The sequence below is a fragment of the Phenylobacterium sp. genome, from assembly GCF_030693625.1.
Taxonomy (GTDB): Bacteria; Pseudomonadota; Alphaproteobacteria; order Caulobacterales; family Caulobacteraceae; genus Phenylobacterium; species Phenylobacterium ferrooxidans.
The window spans coordinates 1-18,503 of sequence record NZ_JAUYAF010000005.1 but is presented as its reverse complement, the minus strand read 5'-3'; the positions used below and the strand labels follow the sequence as shown (position 1 = coordinate 18,503).

Genomic DNA, 18,503 nt, shown 5'->3' with positions numbered 1-18,503 from the left:
GGATGTTACGGGGTCAATCGTCGAAACCGGGCGCACATGTGTTTGACCCCAATCTGTCACATTATCGCCACGCTCCGTCCCGTCCGGGTTCATTCAGGGAACGAATTTTACCGAACTGGTGGAGGGGCAAGGTGCACTTCCCCAAGGTGAGGGCCTGCGCGATGGTGGTTCGCCATCGCCTGCCTCACGCCCACGTTTGAAACCTTACGAGAATCTTCTCGCGCTCGTGGGTCTGGAGCCGGGCGTTCCCCCAAGCTGACGGCGCGAACCGCCTACTCGCTGCGCAGGGCCGGCGCGGGTCGGCGCGAGAGGGCCTGCAGCGAGGCCAACAGCCCCCCCATGGCCGCCAGCGTCGCCGCGCCGCCGACCAGGGCCGCGATCCCGGTCCAGTCGACGCTCCAGTCAGCCTGAAAGACCAGGGTGACCACGGGCCAGGCGGCGGCGCAGCCCAGGGCGACACCCGCCGCCCCCGCCACCACGCCGACCGCGCCGTACTCCAGGACATACACGCTGAGAATCTGCCCGCGCCAGGCGCCCAGCACCTTGAGGATCGCGGCTTCTCGCATGCGCGACTGCGCGCCCGCGGCGATGGCGCCGGCCAGTACGAGCAGGCCGGCCAGGGCGGCGACCCCCGCCGCCCCACGAATGGCCAGGGCCAAGCGCCCGAACAACTCCGTCGCCGCCTCGAGCTGCTCTCGCACGGAGATCACGTTCACCTCGGCGAAGTCCGATCCCAGCGCCCGCGTCGCAGCGGCTTCCTGCGCCTTGCTGGCCTTGGCGATGGCGACGTGCCGCAGATTGGCGCCCTCCAGGGCCGCGGGGTTCAGCACCAGGGGGAAGCTCGCCCCGAAGCCGCCGAAGTCCACCTTGCGCAGCACGGCGACCCGCGTCTCGATGTCCCGGCCGAGAACCGACAGGGTGACCTGGTCGCCGAGCTTTAAGCCGCCGGCCTTGGCGACGTCGGCTTCCATGGCCAGCAGGGGTGGTCCGGCATAGTCGGCGGGCCACCACCGCCCCTCGACGATGCCCGCCGCAGGCGGCTCGGCGCCGATCGCAGACAGGGAGATGTCGTTGTCATAGGCCCAGCGTTCGGAGGCCTCGATCTGGCTGGTGACCACGGGCCGGCCCTTGATCTGGCTGATCCGTCCGGTGGCGAAGGGCGCCCGCAGATACATGTCGGAGGTCAGCGGCACGCCAAAGGCCCCGGTCAGGGCGGCGTCGAAGGCCGCGACGCGCTCGCCGGGGATTTCCGTGAAGACCAGGGCCGGAGCGGTGCGGGGCGCCACCTCCGCCACCTGACGCAGCAGGCTCGACTGGATCAGCACGACCGCCGCCAGCAGGGCGACCCCCAGGCCGATGGCGGGCGCTGCGGTGCGGGCCGCGGAGCGCGGTCCGGCGAGGCTGGCCAGAGCGATCCGAAGAGAGCCCCTCGCCCCGATCCGGGCCCGGCCCGCCAACCACGCCCCGCCGTGACCCAAGGCCCACAGGATGCCGAAGGCGACCACCACGCCAGCGATCATGATCCCGGCCGCCAAGGGGGTCGGGGCCGTCACCACCGCCAGTCCGGCCAGGGCGATGGCCGCCAGACCCGCGCCGATGATCTCCACCCCCCAGGCGAACCGGGTGGGCAGGTCGTGGCGGAACAGGGTGGCCGGCGAGGTCAGGCGAGCCCGAGCGAGCGGCCCCAGGGCGAAAGCCGCCGCCGAAAGCAGACCGAACGCTCCGGCCTTCAGGAGCGGGATGGGATAGACGCCGAACAGGGCCGGGATCGGCAAGTCGTCAGCGATGAGCGCACCAAGCACCAGGGGCGCCGCCGCGCCCACCGCCAGGCCAATGGCCACGCCGAGGCCGGCCAGAGCGCCAATCTGAATCAGGTACAGATTGCGCACCAGGGGCCCCTCGGCGCCGAGAGCCTTGAGGACCGCGATCACCGGCTTGCGCTGTTCCAGGAAGGCTGAGACCGCACCGTGCACACCCAGGCCGCCGGCCACCAGGGAGGCCAGGCCGATGAAGCCGAGGAAGTATTCCAGCTGCTCGATCAGTCGCCGTACTCCGGGCGCCGCCTCGTCCCTCTGGCGGACCCGCGCCTCGGCGCCCTTCAACGCCTTGCGCAGGGTCTTGGCGGCAGGCGCCGTGTCGGCGCCCGGCGGCAATGCGATCCGCGCGGTCTCGCCGAACGGCAGACCGGGCTCCAGGAAGCCGCCCTTCTCCACCACCGGCAAGGCGGTGAGCACGCGGGGGCCCAGCGCGAAGCCTCGCGACAGCCGGTCCGGCTCCTGCACCAGCACGGCGCGGGCGATGATGGGGGTGTTGCCCACCAGCAGCCGGTCCCCAAGCTTCAGCCCCAGGCGATCCAGCAGGACCTGCTCCACCGCCGCCCCAGGAACGCCATCGACCGACGCCAACGCCTCTGAGAGTGACGAGGCGCCCTGGAGTTCGACCTTCCCGGCCAGGGGATAGCCGCCACCCACGCCGCGCAGCTCCACCAGCCGCCGCTCGCCCGAGGGCGCCTCGGCCATGGCCCGGGCGCTGACGGCGAAGGAGACCTCGCCCATCCTCGCCATGGCCGCCCGCTCGGTCGGCGTGAAGCGGCGCTGCTCCAGGGTGGCGGCCAGGTCGCCCCCGAGGATCTCCCGGGCCTGACCCGCCAGGCCTTGGCGGAACGCCTCCGCCGTCGAGCCCGCCGCGGCGATGGCCGCCACGCCCAGCGCCAGGCAGGCCAGGAAGATGCGGAAGCCCCGCACCCCGCCGCGCAACTCGCGCAGGGCGAACCTCCAGGCTAGCGGGCTCATGCAGCGGCGACCGTCCGGCCGTCACCGATCACAACCTGCCGGTCGGCCCGCCGCGCGAGGATGGGGTCGTGGGTGACCAGCACCAGGGCGGCCCCGGTCTCGATCACCAGGTCGAACATCAGGTCGGCCACCAGGGCCGCATTGGCGGCGTCGAGATTTCCAGTGGGTTCGTCAGCGAACAGCAGGGCCGGCCGCGGCCCCAGAGCGCGCGCCAGCGCCACCCTTTGCTGCTCGCCCCCCGACAGCTGGTGGGGATAGTGGCGACCACGCGCCGCCAGGCCCACCCGCTCAAGCCATGACCTTGCCAGTTCGGCGGCGTCGCGGCGTCCGGCGATCTCCAGGGGCGCGGCGATGTTCTCGGCCGCCGTCATGTTGGGCAGCAGGTGGAAGGACTGGAAAACCAGGGACACCCGGCCCCGGCGAAGGCGCGCCCGGCCGTCCTCGTCCAGCTTGCCGAGGTCCTGGCCAAACAGGCTCACGGTCCCGGCGGTGGGCAGCTCAAGCCCGGCCGCGACCGAGATCAGCGACGACTTGCCCGAGCCGGACGGACCCGTCACCGCCACCCGCTCGCCGGTCTCGACCCGGAAGCTCAGGTCCCGCAGGATTTCCACCGGTCCCGCCGCCGACGGCAGGCTGAGGAAGACTCCGTCCAGTTCCACCGGCGCACCGGCCTGCGTCGTCTGCGCCAAGTGAACTCCCATCTATTGAGCCGACATGCTGAGCCCTTAAATAGGACAGACTCATGACCGACACACCTGATCCATGCTGACACGCCGCCATCTGATCGCCGCCGCCTTGGCCGCCCCCCTCCCCGCCCTCGCCGCGGGCAGGCCCGTGGTGACCATTCTTGGGGATTCCATCACCGCAGGCTTTGGCCTGCCCGCGTCGGCCGCCTTCCCCGCCCGGCTGCAGGCCGAGCTCGCCAAGCTGGGCAAGAGCGCGGTGATCCGACCCGCCGGCGTGTCCGGCGACACCACCGCCGGCGGCCTCGCGCGCGTCGATTTCAGCGTCCAGAAGGACACCAGCCTCTGCATCGTGGCGCTGGGCGGCAACGACCTGCTGCGTGGCCTGAAGCCCGGGACCACCAAGGCCAACCTCGACGCCATCGTGCGGCGCCTCAAGGCCCGCAAGATCCGGGTGCTGCTGGCCGGACTCGCCGCCCCGCCCGCCATCGGCGGGGGTTACGCGCGGGAGTTCAACGCGGTCTTCCCGGCGGTGGCCAAGGCCCAGGGCGTGACCCTCTACCCGAACCTGTTGGGGGGCGTCGCCGGCATGACGCGGTTCAACCAGCGTGACGGTATCCACCCCAACGCCCAGGGCGCGGCCCTGATCGCCCAGCGGCTGGCGCCGACGGTGGCCAGGGCGCTGGGCTAGAGCCGCAGGTCGGCCTCGCCCTTCGCGAACACCGACTTGACGTCGTAGAGCACCGCGCCCGGCTTGCCGAGCGCGCGGATGGCCGGCAGGCCCATCTCCAGGAAGGCCTGGTGCGCCACGGCCAGGACGACGGCGTCATAGGCGCTCGGCGTGAGATCCGCCACCGGTCGGACGCGGTACTCGGCCAGCGTCTCCTCGGCGTTGACCCAGGGGTCATGGACATCCACCGCTACGCCGTAGTCGGCCAGCTCGCGAACGATGTCGATCACCCGGGTGTTGCGCAGGTCGGGGCAGTTTTCCTTGAAGGTGAGCCCCATCACCAGGACCCGCGCGCCGCGCACCTTGGTGTCGCGCTGGATCAGGGTCTTGATCAGGGTCTGGGCGATATAGGCCCCCATCCCGTCATTGATCCGCCGTCCGGCCAGGATCACCTGCGGGTCGTATCCCGCGTCCTGCGCCTTGTGGGTCAGGTAGTAGGGATCGACCCCGATGCAGTGACCGCCCACCAGCCCCGGCTGGAACTTCAGGAAGTTCCACTTGGTGCCGGCCGCGGCCAGCACCTCCTGGGTGTCGACCCCCAGCCGGTTGAAGATCAGCGAGAACTCATTGATCAGCGCGATGTTCAGGTCACGCTGGGTGTTCTCGATCACCTTGGCGGCCTCCGCCACCCGGATCGAGCTTGCCAAGTGGGTGCCCGCCGTCACCACTGCGCCGTAGAGGGCGTCGACGAAGGCGGCCGCCTCCGGCGTCGAGCCCGAGGTCACCTTGATGATCGAGGCCAGGCGGTGCGCCCGGTCGCCGGGGTTGGCGCGCTCGGGGCTGTAGCCGGCGAAGAAGTCGGTGTTGAATGTCAGGCCCGAGACCTGCTCCACCACCGGCACGCAGTCCTCTTCCGTCGCCCCCGGATAGACGGTGGATTCGTAGATCACCACCCCGCCCTTGGAGATCGCACGGCCCACCGTTCGGCTGGCGGCGAGCAGGGCCGAGAGGTCGGGGCGCTTCTGGCGGTCGATGGGGGTGGGCACGGTGACGATGAAGACGTTGCAGGACTTCAGGTCCGCTTCGTCCAACGAGAATGAGAGGTTGGTCGCGGTCGCCAGTTCCTCGGAATCCACCTCGAGGGTGCGGTCGTGGCCAGCCTTCAATTCGCCGATCCGTTCCGATCCGATGTCGAAACCCACCACGGCATAATGCTCGGCCAGGGCCACGGCCAGCGGCAGGCCGACATAGCCCAGTCCGATCACGCCGATTTTCACCGGGGACTGGGTGAAGGGACTCTCTAGCATTCTTGTCTCGACCCCATCGCGGGCGTCCTCGCCGCGCGGGCCCTGACTAGCATGGATCGACCGCCTGACAGCCCCCTCAGGCGCCGGCGGCCTCGCGGGCCAGGGGGTTGGGCGTCGGCGCGGCCACTCGGGTCAGTGTATTGCGATCGGTGTGGTGGAAGGGGTAGGGGCGGCCACGGACCTGCATAGTGGTGTCCTGGTCGTACGATCAGGCGCCGTCGGAGTTGATGGTCACCTTCATCTCGAAGGCGTCGGTGCGGAAGGCGTGCTCCAGGAAGGCCGTCGAGCAGATGTCGTACTCCGCGCCGCCCTGGGTCGCCTTCACCCCGAAGCTGGTGTCGCCCGCCTTCGCGTGACCGGCCGCCAACACCCCCTGGCCGCGAGGGGCGTCGGCGCGCGCCGCAGGGAACGCGCGGGCAAGCGTGAGCGTTCACTGGCGGCATCGGAGGGGCGCGTGGATCAGGCAAGCAGAGACTATGGCAAGGGACTGGCCCGCGCCTTCGGCGGCGCGTTGCTGTTCGCCCTGCCCCTGCTGATGACCATGGAGATGTGGTCGCTGGGCGGGTTCGCCATCGACCGCGTCAGGCTGCTCCTGTTTATACTGGCTAGCCTGCCCATGCTGCTGGGCCTCTCCTACTATGCCGGCTTCGAGCCCACCTTTCGTCTGCGGGACGAACTGCTCGACGCCCTGGCCGCCTTCGCCGTGGGGTTCATCGTGGCCACCCTCATGCTGACCGTGATCGGCGTCCTGACGCCGGACCTCACCCTCGCGGAGATGGTGGGCAAGATCGCGATCGCCGCCGTGCCCGCTGCTGTCGGCGCCCTGCTGGCCGGCAAGCAGTTCGGGACCCGAGACCTGCAGGATACGCGGGAGCGCGAAAACGCCGGTTTCCTGGGGATTCTGTTCCTGATGTCCGTCGGCGCCATCTTCCTGGCGTTCAATATCGCCCCGACGGAGGAGGTGATGGTGATCAGCTACCTGATGTCGCCGGGGCATGCGATCGCCCTGATCGCCGCCTCCCTGGGGGTCCTGCACGTCTTCGTCTACGCCCTTGGCTTCCGCGGCGAGCACAGACGGCGGGGAGCGGGGCGGTCTGTGCCCACCTTCCTGCGCTACACCCTACCCGGCTACGCCATCGCCCTGGTCATCAGCGTCTACTGCCTGTGGACGTTCGGCCGGCTGGACGGGGTGGCCCTGCACGAGCAGGCGACCATGGCGGTGGTGCTCGGCTTCCCCGCCGCCTTGGGCGCGGCGACCGCGCGACTGGTGACCTGAATGGCCAAGACCGTCCGACGCGCGCCTGCCAAGCCGGCCAAGCCCACGCCCGCGAAGCCGCCCCCCACCCCGCTGGTGGAATGGCTGGCGGCCGGGGTTGGGCTGTTCCTGGTCGTGGCGACGATCCTGTTGATCGCCTCGGAGGCCTTCATGGCAGACCCGTCGCCGCCCCAGGTGGAGGTCCGCGCCCTGGAGATTCGCAGCTCGGGGCCCGGCTTCCTGGTGGTGGTCGAGGCCAGGAACGTGGGAGGTTCGCCGGCCGCGGGCGTGCTGGTGGAGGGTGAACTCGAGCGCGGTGACGCTCCGCCGGAGACCGCTGAGGCCAGCTTCGACTTTATCCCAGACCACTCCGCGCGGCGGGGCGGCCTGTTCTTCGAGACCGACCCGCGGCAAGGCCGCCTGTCCCTGCGCGCGAAGGGCTATTCCGAACCCTGAGTCCAGGTCGGGCGTCAGTGCTGGAGGTGCGCCTCCAGGCGCGCGCAGGCGGCCTCCAGGGTCTCAATGGCGCCCACCACCTCCTCGCGCTGCTGCTCCAGGGCGGCGATCCGCTGCTGGAAGGCGCGCAGGGCCACGGCGTTCTGCGCCGCGTCCTGGTCGGCCGGGTTGTGCAGGTCCAGCACCTCCCGGATCTGCGCCAGGGACAGGCCGACCCGGCGGCCTCGCAGGATCAGCTGCAGCCGGGCGCGGTCGCGGCGGGAATAGAGGCGTTGCTGCTCACGCCTCTCAGGCGCCAGCAGGCCCTGCTCCTCGTAGTAACGCAGGGTGCGGGGCGTGACCTCGAACTCGCGGCAAAGCTGGCCGATGGTCAGAAGGGTGGTGGGACGGCGAAGGCTGGTGGTCATGGCTGGGCCTCTCTCACGCAATCGATCCTACTCGCTTAGGACTTCACGGTGAAGGACCTGGGCCCGCGCGCCCTGACGACTCGTCTTGGGCGGCGAGCTCCGGTGGATTCACAGGCTTGCCAAATGAGGCGACGCCGACAAGCTATTGCCTGACAGCTTGGGGCCGGGAGGCGCGCCGACATGACCGGGATCGACGGCGGCGTCCGCAAGGTCAGCCGAGCGGGGGCCAAGGTCTCCTCCCCCACGGCGCCCATGCTCCGCTCCGTCCTTCTCTGGGCCCTCGTTCTCGCCGCCGGCGCGTTTGCTTGCAGTGGCTGGAGTACCGGTTCCAGGCGCGCGCCCTTTCGCGGGAGATCTACATCGCTCTCATCGGCGTGGCTTTCGCCGCCGGCGGCGTCTGGGTCGGGTGGAAGCTCAACGCGCGCAAGGCGCCCGGCCCGTTCCAGCCCAACACCGCCGCGGTCGCCTCCCTCGGCCTCACGCGCCAGGAGGTGAAGGTGCTGGAACGGCTGGCGGCTGGCCAATCCAACAAGGAGATCGCCCGAACCCTGGGGGTCTCGCCCAATACGGTGAAGACCCACGCCGCCAACCTGTTTTCCAAGCTGGAGGTCAGCCGCCGCACCCAGGCGGTGCGCAAGGCCCGCGACCTGCACCTTCTGCCCTGAGCCAAACGGGCGAACCGCGCGATCTCACCCGTTTGGGCGATAGGCGGAAGCTCGGCCATGACCCATCTTGGCGGCCACACATCAGGGGAGCAGACGACATGACCCGCACCATCCTGACCTACGGCCTGATCGCAGGCCTGGTCGCCATCACCGGCATTCTCGGCACGATCTGGATGTCGGACGACAGCCACGGGAATGTATGGCTAGGCTACCTGGTCATGCTGGTGGCCCTGTCCTCCATCCTGGTGGCCGTGAAGCAGTATCGCGACAACGTCCTGGGAGGCGTCATCAAGTTCCGCACGGCCTTCCTGTTGGGCCTCGGCATAGCGGTGGTGGCGGCCCTGGCCTATGTGGCGGTGTGGGAAGTCTATCTCGCTCTCACCGGCTACCGGTTCATGCCCGAGATGGTGGCCCAGACCCTGGCGGCCAAGCGCGCCGAAGGCGTCACCGGCGAGGCCTACGCCAAGCTGGCTTCGGACATGGCGGCCATGGCGAAGGCCTATGAGAACCCGCTCTACCGCCTGCCGATGACGGCTGTGGAGATTCTTCCCGTGGGCCTGCTGGTGGCCCTGGTCAGCGCCGGCCTCCTGAGGATGCCCGGCTTCCTGCCCGCCCGCTCAGGCCCCGCGTGACATCAGCGCCTGGACGCTGGCCAGGTCCTGGACGATATGACCGAGCGACTTGTAGGCGGTGATCTGGTCGGCGGACTGGCGGCCCGGGATGGCGCCCGACAGCACCTGGCCGATCTCGCCCACCACATGGTCGTCGCCCACCCGGCCTGAGGCCTTGGCCCTGAGGAACTCCGCCCCCTGGGCCAGGACGCCCTCCCGGCTGTCGGCGATGAAGCGGCTGGCGGCCACCAGGTCGTCGTCCACCTCCGCAGGCCCGGCCCGGCTGGAGCCGACGAGGTTGAGGTGCGTCCCCGGCCGCACCCAGGCGCCCTTCAGGATCGGCTCGTCGGCCCCGCTGACGGTGCAGATGATGTCGGCTTGCGCGACGGCGCTCTGGACGTCGTCGGCGGCCACCACCGGCAGACCGGTCTCGGCGGCCATGCGCGCGGCGAAGGCCCCTCCCCGGTCGGGCGAGCGGCCCCAGACGGTGACGTGGCTGATGGGCCGCACATGGCGGAGAGCTCGGAGGTGGGTCTGCGCCTGCTCGCCATAGCCAAGGATGGCCAGGCGGGTGGCTTCAGGTCGGGCCAGGGCGTCGGTGGCTACGGCGCTGGCCGCCGCGGTGCGGATGGCGGTGACTTCGCCGGCATGGGCCACGCAGACCGGCGCGCCGGTCTCGGGGTCGAACAGGATCACCACCCCTTGGTGGGAAGGTTTTCCCTGGGCGAAATTCGCCGGAAAGATGCTGATCAGCTTGGCCCCGAAGACCGCCCGTTCGCCCAGGGCGCCGGGCATGATCCCGAACATCCGGCCCTCGGCCAGCGGAATGATGGAGCGCAGATGCTGCCGGGTTTCACCGCTGGACAGCGCGATCATCGCCGCACGCACAATGGGAATACAGACCTCGTAGGTCAGCCGTTCCCGAACCTCGTCCTCATCGATCAGCCGCATGACGACCCTTATCGGGTCCCGCGCGTTTCGATGGAAGCGGCGCGGGAGAATCTTGCGGCGGCGGCTCTCGCCACTCGACCTCTGAGTCTCGTCTCCAAGTGCGCGATATGGCAGAAACCCAACATGGCAAGTCCCTCGACAGCCCCGCAAACGCCCACCCCGGTCGTGGTCGTGATGGGCGTGTCCGGCGCCGGCAAGTCGACCCTCACCGCCGCCCTGGCCGCGCACCTTGGCTGGGCGCACCACGATGGCGACGACCTGCACCCGCCGGCGAACGTGGAGAAGATGCGCCGAGGCGAGCCGCTGACCGACGCCGATCGCGCACCCTGGCTGGCCGCCGCCCGGCAGTGGATCGACGACCGTCGCGCCGAGAACACGCCCTGTCTGCTGGCCTGCTCGGCGCTGAAACAGAGCTATCGGGAGGGGCTGCGCGCGGGTCGTCCGGGCCTGCGGTTCGTCTGGCTGACCGGCGACCGCGATATCCTGCACCGGCGGCTAGCCGAACGCACCGGCCACTTCGCGGGCCCGCAGGGGCTGGCTGGGCAGCTTACCACCCTGGAGCCCCCAGCTCCGCAGGAGGGAGCGATCGTCATCGACATCGCCCTGCCAACGGAACGCCAGGTCGAGCGAGTGCTGGAGGCGCTCGGCCTCGCCGGCCGGCCCAGGCCGGCCTGACCTTCCGCTGCAATGGGCTCCGCGCGGACGCGCTGCAACGCCGCACAATCTCGGAAGCGGGCGACGGACTTGCTCGCCCTGCCGCCTGCGCGGCGCTCACGTGCCTGAATCTGTTGGTCAGCCTCGATCGTGGGTCGCTCCTGAAACTGCTCCCTGCGGGTCACCGACCTCGATCTTAACTTGGGCGAGGGAGAGCCGACGGTAGAGCCTTCGCCGTCGCTCGATGGGCCACCAGGCGTAGAGGAAGATTTCCACCGGGCGCCAGTTTGCGACCCATCCCAGGATGATCAGCCCCTCGTCAAAAAAGCGCCCAACGTAGCCCGCACCCAACAAGCTGCTGGCGCCCTTGCCCAGGACAATGCAGGCCGCCAGGACGGTGAGGCCGATCGCGAGCGAGGCCCGGCCGGTGCGGAACATATCACGGAGATCCCATCCCAGGACTTTCGAGCGGTACGCGAAGTAGTTCCGCATCGCCTCTCCGATGTGCCGCGCCTCGTCACGCCCTGCTTCGGCGGGCGGGAGGTAAACGATGATCGTGATCGCGTGCTTCTCGGCGATCTCGCCTGCCCAACCGACGATGTATTCCTCAACACCAGCGTCGAGGTCACGCTCGCGAAACGGCAGGGGTCGAGGGTGTGAAAGATCTGCCCGACTTCGTTGACGCGCAGCTGGATGGGACCATCCAGATGGCCGCTGGTTCGCGGACGCAGCCAGCGTGGGCGAGCGGCTGGCGAGCGCGACCGGTTCATACCGCCCGCACCCGGCATGAACGCGTGGCCCACAGACTTCCGGATTGATGGCTGGTCACAGGTCGCGATCGCCTCCCACTGAGAGCCATCCTCCACCGGCGAGGACTTCGACAACGCCGCCGATCCATAGCCCCGCCAGCAGCAGCAGGACTCCGATGGCGACCTGCCGCCCGTAGACTCGACCTCCGGTCACGAAGGCTGTCGGAACCTTGATCGCCATGTTGGTGGTCAGCGCCAGCACGACTCCGATCGCGGCGGTCGACTCCGGCATACGCCCGACTGCCAGGAGGTTGGCCATGGATACCGAGGCCGCTTGCGCATCGGCGACGCCCATCGCCGCTGCGCCGATCATGGCGCCGGCCGGGCCGAGCCAGCGAACAAGCAGTTCCGCGACCAGGCTGAAGACGCCGACCAGCGCTACGAACAGCAAGACAGCCGCGCCACTGAACGCCCGGCCGACGGTCTCGTGGTTTGCGGACTTCGGCGTGTGGCGCACGAGCCAGACAGCATAGGCGAGCGTCAGGAGGGAGGCCAGGCCCAGCGGGATGGCCAGGGCGACGATCAGCGGCGGACTTGCGGCGCCTATGATCGCCAGCAGGTAGGCGAGACTGCCGATCATGGAGGCGATCGCGCCCGCCGCGCTGGCGGCAGTCAGGTCCGGCTGCGCCTTGGCGCGCGCGCCCATGGCGGCGACCGCGGCCGTACTTGAGACAAATCCGGCGGCAAGGCCCGCGATCAGCAGCCCGAAACGCCCGCCCAATAGGCGCTGCGCGACATAACCCAGGAAGCTGAGCGCCATCGCCACCACGGCGAGACGCCAGAGCATGAAAGGATTCAGCGACCCGAACGGATCGACCGTCCGATTGGGCAGGAGGGGAAGAATGACGGCGGCGGCGATCGCAAACGTCAGGGCGTCCAGAAGTTCCTGATCGGTGATCCGGTCGCGCGCAAATCGGTGCAGTTGAACCCGAAACGCCAGCAGAGCCGCCACGACCACGCCAGCGCCAAGCGCGAGGGCGGGACGGGTCTGCGCCAGGACGCCAAGGGCGTAGGTCAAGACAAGCGCCACCTCGCCGGTCAGTCCGGGGTCCTTGCGGTCCCCGAGCCCGTACGCCACCAGGGTTCCAACGGCGACGAAGCCTCCAGTCAGCAGGATAAGTCCCGTACCGCCCGCCAGCCCGGCGACACCACCCAGCAGGCCAACCAGACCAAAGGTGCGCAAGCCGGCGGCAGAACGGGTGCTCCCGTCGCCCTTCCGACGCTCGCGCTCCAGCCCGATCAGCAGACCGATCGCCAGGGCGACCGCGAGCGGCCACTCGGCGCCGCTCAACCAGGGTGCCGGGTCACCGGGAGGCATAGGGCGACGCGCCGGGAGCTCCGACGGCGGCGTCGAGCCGCCGACGCGTGAGGGGGCCGAGGCCCGATTCAGTCGGCGGGTTTTTCACGGGTTCCCCCACGACCTGTCGCCTTGGCCGGGGCCGGGCCTTCCGTCGTCTTTCCGTCGAAATGCGCCTTGGTGGCCGCGGCGTCGGCCTTCGTCGCGCGCACCAGGCCGTCAGGGTGCTCGGGCGGCGCGTAGAGCGTATAGAGCTTCAGCGACTTTGAGCCGGTGTTGACGATGTTGTGGGTCGCGCCGGCCGGCACGACGATTGCGTCGTCGCGCTTGATCTTGGTGCGCTCGCCATCGATCCACACCTCGCCCTTGCCCTTCTCGATGCGAAAGAACTGGTCATGACCGACGTGGGTTTCGGAACCGATCTCTTCTCCGGCCTTCAACGCCATCAGCACCAGTTGCAGGTGCTTGCCCGTATAGAGCACGCGCCGGAACGCGGCGTTCTCAACGGTCAGGTCTTCGATGTCCTCGACAAAGCCCTTCACAGCGCAACTCCTCGCTTGATCCCGCGGGCGCGCCGCGTCGCATAGCGTCGTCAGGGCGACGCTGCATGGTGAACTCGCCCGGGCCTCGTGCCCGCGCACACGTTCAGACAGGGTCCGCCAGCCCTGACCTTCGCGGAATTCCAGCCTTTGTCTTTGACCAAGATCATGCGGGCGACAGGCCAGGCGCTCCGCAACGCGAGCTCGCTCGCTCGGGAGGAACATGACCGCGGCTGCGGCGCCCATTCGCCTCAGTATGCGCGTGCCGGTTCGAAGCCCAGCCACCTTGGTGGAGCCTGGCCGTAGCCTCGAAAGCTAGGCCGCCGCGGGGCCAAGTGCGGCGGCCGCGGCGCCGAAGCGGTCCCTGTAGGCCGCGGGGCTCAGGCCCAGGCGGCTGCGGAAATGGTGGCGAAGGGTGGTGGCCGCCCCAAAACCGCTCTCGGCCGCCACCTGTTCGATGCTCAGGTCTGTGGTCTCCAGGAGGTCGCGGGCGCGATCCACCCGCACCGCCACGAGCCAGGCGCCCGGGGCCATTCCCGTCGTCTCTCGGAACCGACGGATGAAGGTGCGCTCACTCATCGCCGCGCGCGCCGCCAGTTGCTGGATGCTCGGCGACCCTTGGGGCTCCTCCTGAAGTTCGGCGATCAGCTGCGAGAGGCGTCCGCCGGCGCTCGACGCCAGCGGGCGTTCGATGAACTGGGCCTGGCCTCCATCCCGGTGCGGGGCGATCACCAGCCGGCGCGCCACCTGGTTGGCGATCCGTGCCCCGAAGTCCCGCCGCACCACGTGCAGGCAGAGATCCAGGCCCGCGGCGCTGCCGGCTGAGGTGAGGATCTGCCCCTCGTCGACATAGAGGACATTGGGGTCCACCTCGATGCGCGGATAGCGCTGGCGCAGGGTCTCGGCATACCGCCAATGGGTCGTGGCCCGGCGGCCATCCAGCAGGCCGGCCGCCGCCAGGACAAAGACGCCTGAGCAGATCGTCACCAGCCGCGCGCCCCCGGCATAGGCGGCGCGCAGGGCGGCCACCAGCTCGGCGCTGGGCTGAACGTCGGCGCCCTTCCACCCGGGCACCACCACCGTCCCCGCGCCCTTCAGCACTTCCAGCCCACCGGACGCCTCAAACCTCAGCCCGCCCATCGCTGTGATCGGACCAGGCTCTACGGCCGCGGTGGCGAAGCTGTACCAGTCGGGGCCCACCTCCGGACGCGGCAGGCCAAACACCTCGGCCGCGCAGCCGAATTCGAAGCTGCACAGGTTGTCGTAGACCAGGGCGACCACGCTCCGGTTTGGGGGCGTTGTGTCTGTGGGCATCGGTTTCGGTCTCCTTGGTCACAGCCTTCAACGGCCGCCGCCCGGCTTGGCAATCGGGGCGAAGGCGTTTGGCGTGATCTTAGCAAAGCTTGGCGATCGCGCCGATTGTGATCGTGGCCTGGGCGTCGGACCGTAAGGCGGCGCTTACAGAGGAGACGTCCGCCATGGCCAACGCCGTAACCCAGCTTCCCCCCGCCGATCCCCAGGCCGCGCTCGAGCATTTCGAGCGCGAGTTCCAGTTTGAAACCGACTGCTGGGACGTGCACGACGCGCTGGCCTCGGGCGATCCTGGCTTTGTGCTCCTGGATGTCCGCAGCCCCGCCCTCTTCGCCACGGGGCACGTGCCCGGCGCGACAAACCTTCCCCACGGCAAGATCATCGCCTCGCGAATGGAGGCCTATCCCGCCGATACCCTCTTCGTCGTCTACTGCGCCGGGACCCACTGCAACGGCGCGGCCCGCGGCGCGGTCAGGCTCGCCCGGCTCGGCCGCAAGGTGAAGCGGATGGACGGCGGCGTCACCGGCTGGATCGACGAGGGTTTCGATCTCGCTGTGCCCGTCCCGGCATGAAGGCTCCGCCGGAGTTTGGCGTCCGCGCGGTGACCCTGGGAGACCTCCCGGGTCTCCTGGCGCTTATGGCGGAGCACGCCGCCTTCGAAAGGGGCGAGGTGACCGCTAAGGCGACGCAGCTTTCGCGCGCCCTCTTCGAGCCGCCGTCCCGCCTGTTCGCGTGGGTGGCCGGGGACGGAGCCGACCTGCTGGGCTACGCGGCGGCCAGCTGCGAGTTCAGCGCCTGGCAGGGCCGGGATTATCTGCACATGGACTGCCTGTTCGTCAGCGCGGCCGCCCGCAACCACGGCCTCGGCGCCCGACTGGTGGACGCGGTCACCGGGTTCGCCACAGCCCAGGGGCTCGAGGAAGTCCAATGGCAGACCTCGGCCTGGAACCTCGACGCCGTGCGCTTCTATGAAAGACTGGGCGCCGTCGGAGACCAGAAGGTGCGGTTCTCGCTCGACTGCGCGCGCGAGGCCCGCCCGGCATAGGATGTCGCCATCCGGCCGGGCGAGCCGATCAGCAGACCGCGACGCACTCGGCCTGCTGATCGCCGGCCTCGATCGCCTCGGCGATGGCCTGGGAGAGCTTGGCCGCATTGATGGGCTTGGCGACGAAGCCATCCGTGCCGACGGCCAGGGGTACCCCGCGGTCTGGTGGGCCATGGCGTTGGCGGTCAGGGCGATGATCGGCGTGCGCGCGCGGCCGCTGCGCGCCTCGTCGGCCCGGATGGCGACCGTCGCGCTCGAGCCGTCCATGACCGGCATCTGGACATCCATAAGGATGAGGTCTCAGTCATGGGCGCGCCAGGCCTCCGGGGCCCTGCTGCCCGTCGTCCACCACGAAGACCTCGACCCTCACCTGCTGCAACAGGGTCTTGAGCACCAGCTGGTTGACCGGGTTGTCCTCCGCGGCCAGCACGCGCAAGGCGCGTTCCGGCTCCAGTGTGGCGACGCCACCACCGGTCTCTATCGGGGCGGCCTCGGCGGACTCATGGCCGATCCGCTCCAGGGGAAGGACGACGCGGAATGTCGAGCCGCGCCCCTCGGCGCTGGTCAGCCAGGTGAGGCTGGCCTGCAGCACCCGCATCTCGCGATCGGAGACCATCACCGAGGCTGGAACCGCCTTCACGAAAGCTGAGAGGGCCGACTGGGTCTCTTCCAATTCCAGGGCGCCCAGCTGGCGGAAGCATTCGTCCGCAACGAACTCCGCCAGCTGTTGCAGCATCCGCAACTTCATGGCGTCGAAGGGCTTGGGATGCAGGCCCAGAACCGAGAGCACCCCGATCACCGCGCCGTCTCGGCTGAGGACCGGGACACCGAGGTAGAATCGCAGGTGATCGCCACCCACGACCAGGGGATGGCCAGCGGAGACGGGGTGGTCAGTCAGATCCTCAACCCAGAGCGGGGCGCCCGGGCTGATCACCTGTTCGGCCAGCACACTGGTCTTCGGCAGCCCGCCCTCGGGATCGCGGCTGCGCCACATGCGACCCCGGTGGACGATGGCCAGGGCCGTGGCATAGCCGTCGAACATGACGACGGCCATATCGGTCGCGCGATCGAAAACGGGCTGTGAACCCGCCACGCCGAAAGGGATGCCGCGATGCGGAGGTAGGATTACCGACACCTCGGTGGTGATCCTTCCCGATTTTCGGCAAGCCTATGATTGGGATGCTTAAGTTGCGGTTCACTGAACACCAGCACGGCCGCGGCGCGCCGCCGCAGACCGTGAGCAGTGAGGCGTAGCGCCACAATCGGGCGCGCGATCCTGAGGCGAAGGCGCCGCCTACTCCGGGTTGTCGTCCTGTAGAACCTGCAGCACCTGGGCCGCCACCGAAACGGCGATCACCTCTGGAGCCCGGCCATGGAGTTCGGGGATGCCGATGGGGCATTGCAGGCGGGCGACCTGGCCAGGCGAGACACCCGCTTGCGACAGCGCCGCGAGGATCTCGTCGCGCTTCTTGCGGGAGCCGATCATGCCGCAGTACCGGAACCGCCCGGCCGTCAGGACGGCCTGGGCGATGCGGCCGTCCAGCTCATGGCTGGCGCTGGCGATCAGGACGTAGTCCCCCTCTTCCAGGCAGCCGGCCACCTCCACCAGCTCGTCCTCGCTGAGGATGGTGGCGTGGTCGGCGTTGTGGGGCCGGGTGTCGTAGGCCTCCACCTCGAAGGGCAACAGCGCGAACTGGCGCGCGAAGGCCGAACCGGCCGGGCCCGCGCCGAAGATGGCCAGGCGCGGTCGGCGGGGCGGCAAGGTCATGGCGCGCGCCGCCCGCTGTCTATTCCGCGACCATCATGGCTGGGCGGGCGGCCTGGGCCAGCCGGGCCACCAGGGCCTCGTGCTGGCTCCAAAGCGCCTTGGGCAGGTGGTCGCCGAACTTCTCATAGGCCGGCGGGATCAGCGCCGCCTCCTCCTGCCAGACCGCCGGATCGACGGTAAGCAGCAGGTTCAGCTGGGCCTCAGTCAGGCTGAGCCCGGAGAGATCGAGGCTCTCTGGGGTCGGCACGCGGCCGATGGGGGTGTCGGTCGCGGCGGCCTCGCCCTCCAGCCGGCCGAAGATCCACTTGAGCACGCGGCTGTTCTCGCCATAGCCCGGCCAGACGAACTTGCCCTTCTCGTCCTTGCGGAACCAGTTGACGAAGTAGATTTTCGGCAGCTTGGCGGCGTCGGCCTTGGCGCCCATTTTGAGCCAGTGAGCGAAGTAGTCCCCCATGTTGTAGCCGCAGAACGGCAACATGGCGAAGGGGTCGCGGCGCAACTCGCCGATCTTGTTCTCCGCCGCCGCCGTGCCTTCCGAGGCCACATTGGAGGCCAAGAAGACGCCGTGGGCCCAGTCGAAGGCCTCGGTCACCAGCGGCACGGCGCTCGCGCGCCGGCCGCCGAACAGGATGGCAGAAATCGGCACGCCCTTTGGATCTTCCCATTCGGCGGCGATCACCGGACACTGGGATGCGGGCACCGTGAAACGGGCGTTGGGGTGGGCGGCAGGCTCGCCGCTCTCGGGTGACCAGGGCCGGCCCTTCCAGTCGGTGAGACCTTCCGGCGGGGTCTCGGTGAGGCCCTCCCACCAAACATCGCCGTCGGAGGTGAGCGCCACATTGGTGAAGACGCTGTTGGAATGCAGGGAGTCCACGGCGTTCTTGTTAGTCTCGATCCCGGTTCCGGGTGCCACACCAAAGAAGCCGGCTTCCGGATTGATCGCGTAGAGGCGGCCGTCGTCGCCGAACCGCATCCAGCAGATGTCGTCGCCGATGGTCTCGGCCTTCCAGCCAGGCAGGGTAGGCTGCAGCATGGCCATGTTGGTCTTGCCGCACGCGCTTGGGAAGGCCGCGGCGATGTAGCGTACGGAGCCCTCGGGCGAGCTCAGCTTGAGGATCAGCATGTGCTCGGCGAACCAGCCCTCGTCGCGGGCCATGACCGAGGCGATGCGCAGCGCGAAGCACTTCTTGCCCAGCAGCGCGTTGCCGCCGTAGCCGGAGCCGTAGGACCAGATCTCCCGGCTCTCCGGGAAGTGAACGATGTACTTGATCTCGTTGCAGGGC

21 protein-coding genes are annotated in these 18,503 nt (G+C 69.4%); 8 read left to right on the top strand and 13 right to left on the bottom strand.

Features of this window, described 5'->3' with window-relative positions:
- Positions 1-272: 272 nt before the first annotated feature.
- Both Q8N10_RS00835 and Q8N10_RS00830 read right to left on the bottom strand, forming a co-directional pair.
- Positions 273-2,792 carry an ABC transporter permease gene (locus tag Q8N10_RS00835; RefSeq protein ID WP_304781662.1) on the bottom strand — a complete coding sequence of 840 codons (2,520 nt, stop codon included), beginning with the start codon at positions 2,790-2,792 and terminating at the stop codon, positions 273-275.
- Entirely contained in the window at positions 2,789-3,451 is a 663-nt protein-coding gene (locus tag Q8N10_RS00830) for an ABC transporter ATP-binding protein (RefSeq protein ID WP_304781736.1), read from the bottom strand. The genes Q8N10_RS00835 and Q8N10_RS00830 overlap by 4 nt, the downstream gene beginning before the upstream one ends.
- A gap of 103 nt (positions 3,452-3,554) precedes the next feature.
- On the opposite strand from Q8N10_RS00830, the gene Q8N10_RS00825 reads away from it, so the two are divergent.
- A complete protein-coding gene (locus Q8N10_RS00825) occupies positions 3,555-4,166 on the top strand; it encodes an arylesterase (RefSeq protein ID WP_304781665.1) in 612 nt (203 codons plus the stop codon).
- Here the strand turns inward: Q8N10_RS00825 and Q8N10_RS00820 are convergent.
- Together Q8N10_RS00820 and Q8N10_RS00815 are read right to left on the bottom strand one after the other, a co-directional pair.
- The gene (locus Q8N10_RS00820; RefSeq protein WP_304781669.1) at positions 4,163-5,452 is read right to left on the bottom strand and encodes a nucleotide sugar dehydrogenase; all 1,290 of its coding nucleotides are present in this window, start codon (positions 5,450-5,452) and stop codon (positions 4,163-4,165) included. The two genes, Q8N10_RS00825 and Q8N10_RS00820, sit on opposite strands and share 4 nt — an antisense overlap.
- Before the next feature lie 208 nt (positions 5,453-5,660).
- The gene (locus Q8N10_RS00815; RefSeq protein WP_304781672.1) at positions 5,661-5,819 is read right to left on the bottom strand and encodes a hypothetical protein; all 159 of its coding nucleotides are present in this window, start codon (positions 5,817-5,819) and stop codon (positions 5,661-5,663) included.
- Between the two features lie 87 nt (positions 5,820-5,906).
- Between Q8N10_RS00815 and Q8N10_RS00810 the strand changes: the two genes are divergently transcribed.
- Both Q8N10_RS00810 and Q8N10_RS00805 read left to right on the top strand, forming a co-directional pair.
- Entirely contained in the window at positions 5,907-6,728 is an 822-nt protein-coding gene (locus tag Q8N10_RS00810) for a TIGR02587 family membrane protein (protein WP_304781675.1), read from the top strand.
- Positions 6,729-7,163, top strand: coding sequence for a hypothetical protein (locus Q8N10_RS00805; protein ID WP_304781678.1), 435 nt, complete (start codon positions 6,729-6,731; stop codon positions 7,161-7,163).
- A gap of 14 nt (positions 7,164-7,177) precedes the next feature.
- Here the strand turns inward: Q8N10_RS00805 and Q8N10_RS00800 are convergent, their stop codons facing one another.
- Complete coding sequence (locus Q8N10_RS00800; protein ID WP_304781680.1) at positions 7,178-7,570, bottom strand: MerR family DNA-binding transcriptional regulator; 393 nt, start codon at positions 7,568-7,570, stop codon at positions 7,178-7,180.
- A 305-nt stretch (positions 7,571-7,875) separates the two neighbouring features.
- Between Q8N10_RS00800 and Q8N10_RS00795 the strand changes: the two genes are divergently transcribed.
- Both Q8N10_RS00795 and Q8N10_RS00790 read left to right on the top strand, forming a co-directional pair.
- Complete coding sequence (locus tag Q8N10_RS00795; protein ID WP_304781682.1) at positions 7,876-8,235, top strand: response regulator transcription factor; 360 nt, start codon at positions 7,876-7,878, stop codon at positions 8,233-8,235.
- 98 nt (positions 8,236-8,333) lie between these two features.
- Positions 8,334-8,867 carry a DUF4199 domain-containing protein gene (locus tag Q8N10_RS00790; protein WP_304781686.1) on the top strand — a complete coding sequence of 178 codons (534 nt, stop codon included), beginning with the start codon at positions 8,334-8,336 and terminating at the stop codon, positions 8,865-8,867.
- On the opposite strand, the gene Q8N10_RS00785 is transcribed toward Q8N10_RS00790, so the two are convergent.
- Positions 8,853-9,797, bottom strand: coding sequence for an ornithine cyclodeaminase family protein (locus Q8N10_RS00785; protein WP_304781689.1), 945 nt, complete (start codon positions 9,795-9,797; stop codon positions 8,853-8,855). The genes Q8N10_RS00790 and Q8N10_RS00785 overlap by 15 nt on opposite strands.
- A gap of 123 nt (positions 9,798-9,920) precedes the next feature.
- Here Q8N10_RS00785 and Q8N10_RS00780 point away from each other — a divergent pair, with 123 nt between their 5' ends.
- Entirely contained in the window at positions 9,921-10,472 is a 552-nt protein-coding gene (locus Q8N10_RS00780) for a gluconokinase (protein ID WP_304781692.1), read from the top strand.
- Positions 10,473-10,589: 117 nt separating this feature from the next.
- Here the strand turns inward: Q8N10_RS00780 and Q8N10_RS00775 are convergent, their stop codons facing one another.
- The 4 genes from Q8N10_RS00775 to ftrA form a co-directional block, all read right to left on the bottom strand.
- On the bottom strand, positions 10,590-10,943 hold the full coding sequence (locus Q8N10_RS00775) for a hypothetical protein (protein WP_304781695.1): 354 nt from the start codon (positions 10,941-10,943) through the stop codon (positions 10,590-10,592).
- A 333-nt stretch (positions 10,944-11,276) separates the two neighbouring features.
- Positions 11,277-12,551 (bottom strand): DUF4010 domain-containing protein, encoded by a 1,275-nt coding sequence (locus Q8N10_RS00770; RefSeq protein WP_304781698.1) that lies wholly within the window; start codon positions 12,549-12,551, stop codon positions 11,277-11,279.
- 95 nt (positions 12,552-12,646) lie between these two features.
- Complete coding sequence (locus Q8N10_RS00765; protein ID WP_305663844.1) at positions 12,647-13,342, bottom strand: cupin domain-containing protein; 696 nt, start codon at positions 13,340-13,342, stop codon at positions 12,647-12,649.
- Between the two features lie 69 nt (positions 13,343-13,411).
- Entirely contained in the window at positions 13,412-14,410 is a 999-nt protein-coding gene (gene ftrA / locus Q8N10_RS00760; protein WP_304781705.1) for a transcriptional regulator FtrA, read from the bottom strand.
- A 164-nt stretch (positions 14,411-14,574) separates the two neighbouring features.
- Here ftrA and Q8N10_RS00755 point away from each other — a divergent pair, with 164 nt between their 5' ends.
- Positions 14,575-14,979, top strand: coding sequence for a rhodanese-like domain-containing protein (locus tag Q8N10_RS00755; RefSeq protein WP_304781708.1), 405 nt, complete (start codon positions 14,575-14,577; stop codon positions 14,977-14,979).
- Entirely contained in the window at positions 14,976-15,452 is a 477-nt protein-coding gene (locus tag Q8N10_RS00750) for a GNAT family N-acetyltransferase (protein WP_304781711.1), read from the top strand. The genes Q8N10_RS00755 and Q8N10_RS00750 overlap by 4 nt, the downstream gene beginning before the upstream one ends.
- A gap of 304 nt (positions 15,453-15,756) precedes the next feature.
- On the opposite strand, the gene Q8N10_RS00745 is transcribed toward Q8N10_RS00750, so the two are convergent.
- The 3 genes from Q8N10_RS00745 to Q8N10_RS00735 form a co-directional block, all read right to left on the bottom strand.
- Positions 15,757-16,494: a GAF domain-containing protein gene (locus Q8N10_RS00745; RefSeq protein ID WP_305663843.1), complete on the bottom strand. Its 738-nt coding sequence runs from the start codon at positions 16,492-16,494 to the stop codon at positions 15,757-15,759.
- A gap of 252 nt (positions 16,495-16,746) precedes the next feature.
- Entirely contained in the window at positions 16,747-17,220 is a 474-nt protein-coding gene (locus tag Q8N10_RS00740) for an XdhC family protein (protein WP_304781717.1), read from the bottom strand.
- Between the two features lie 19 nt (positions 17,221-17,239).
- Positions 17,240-18,503: phosphoenolpyruvate carboxykinase (GTP) (locus tag Q8N10_RS00735; RefSeq protein ID WP_305663842.1), on the bottom strand; the 1,264-nt coding region annotated here is incomplete at its 5' end.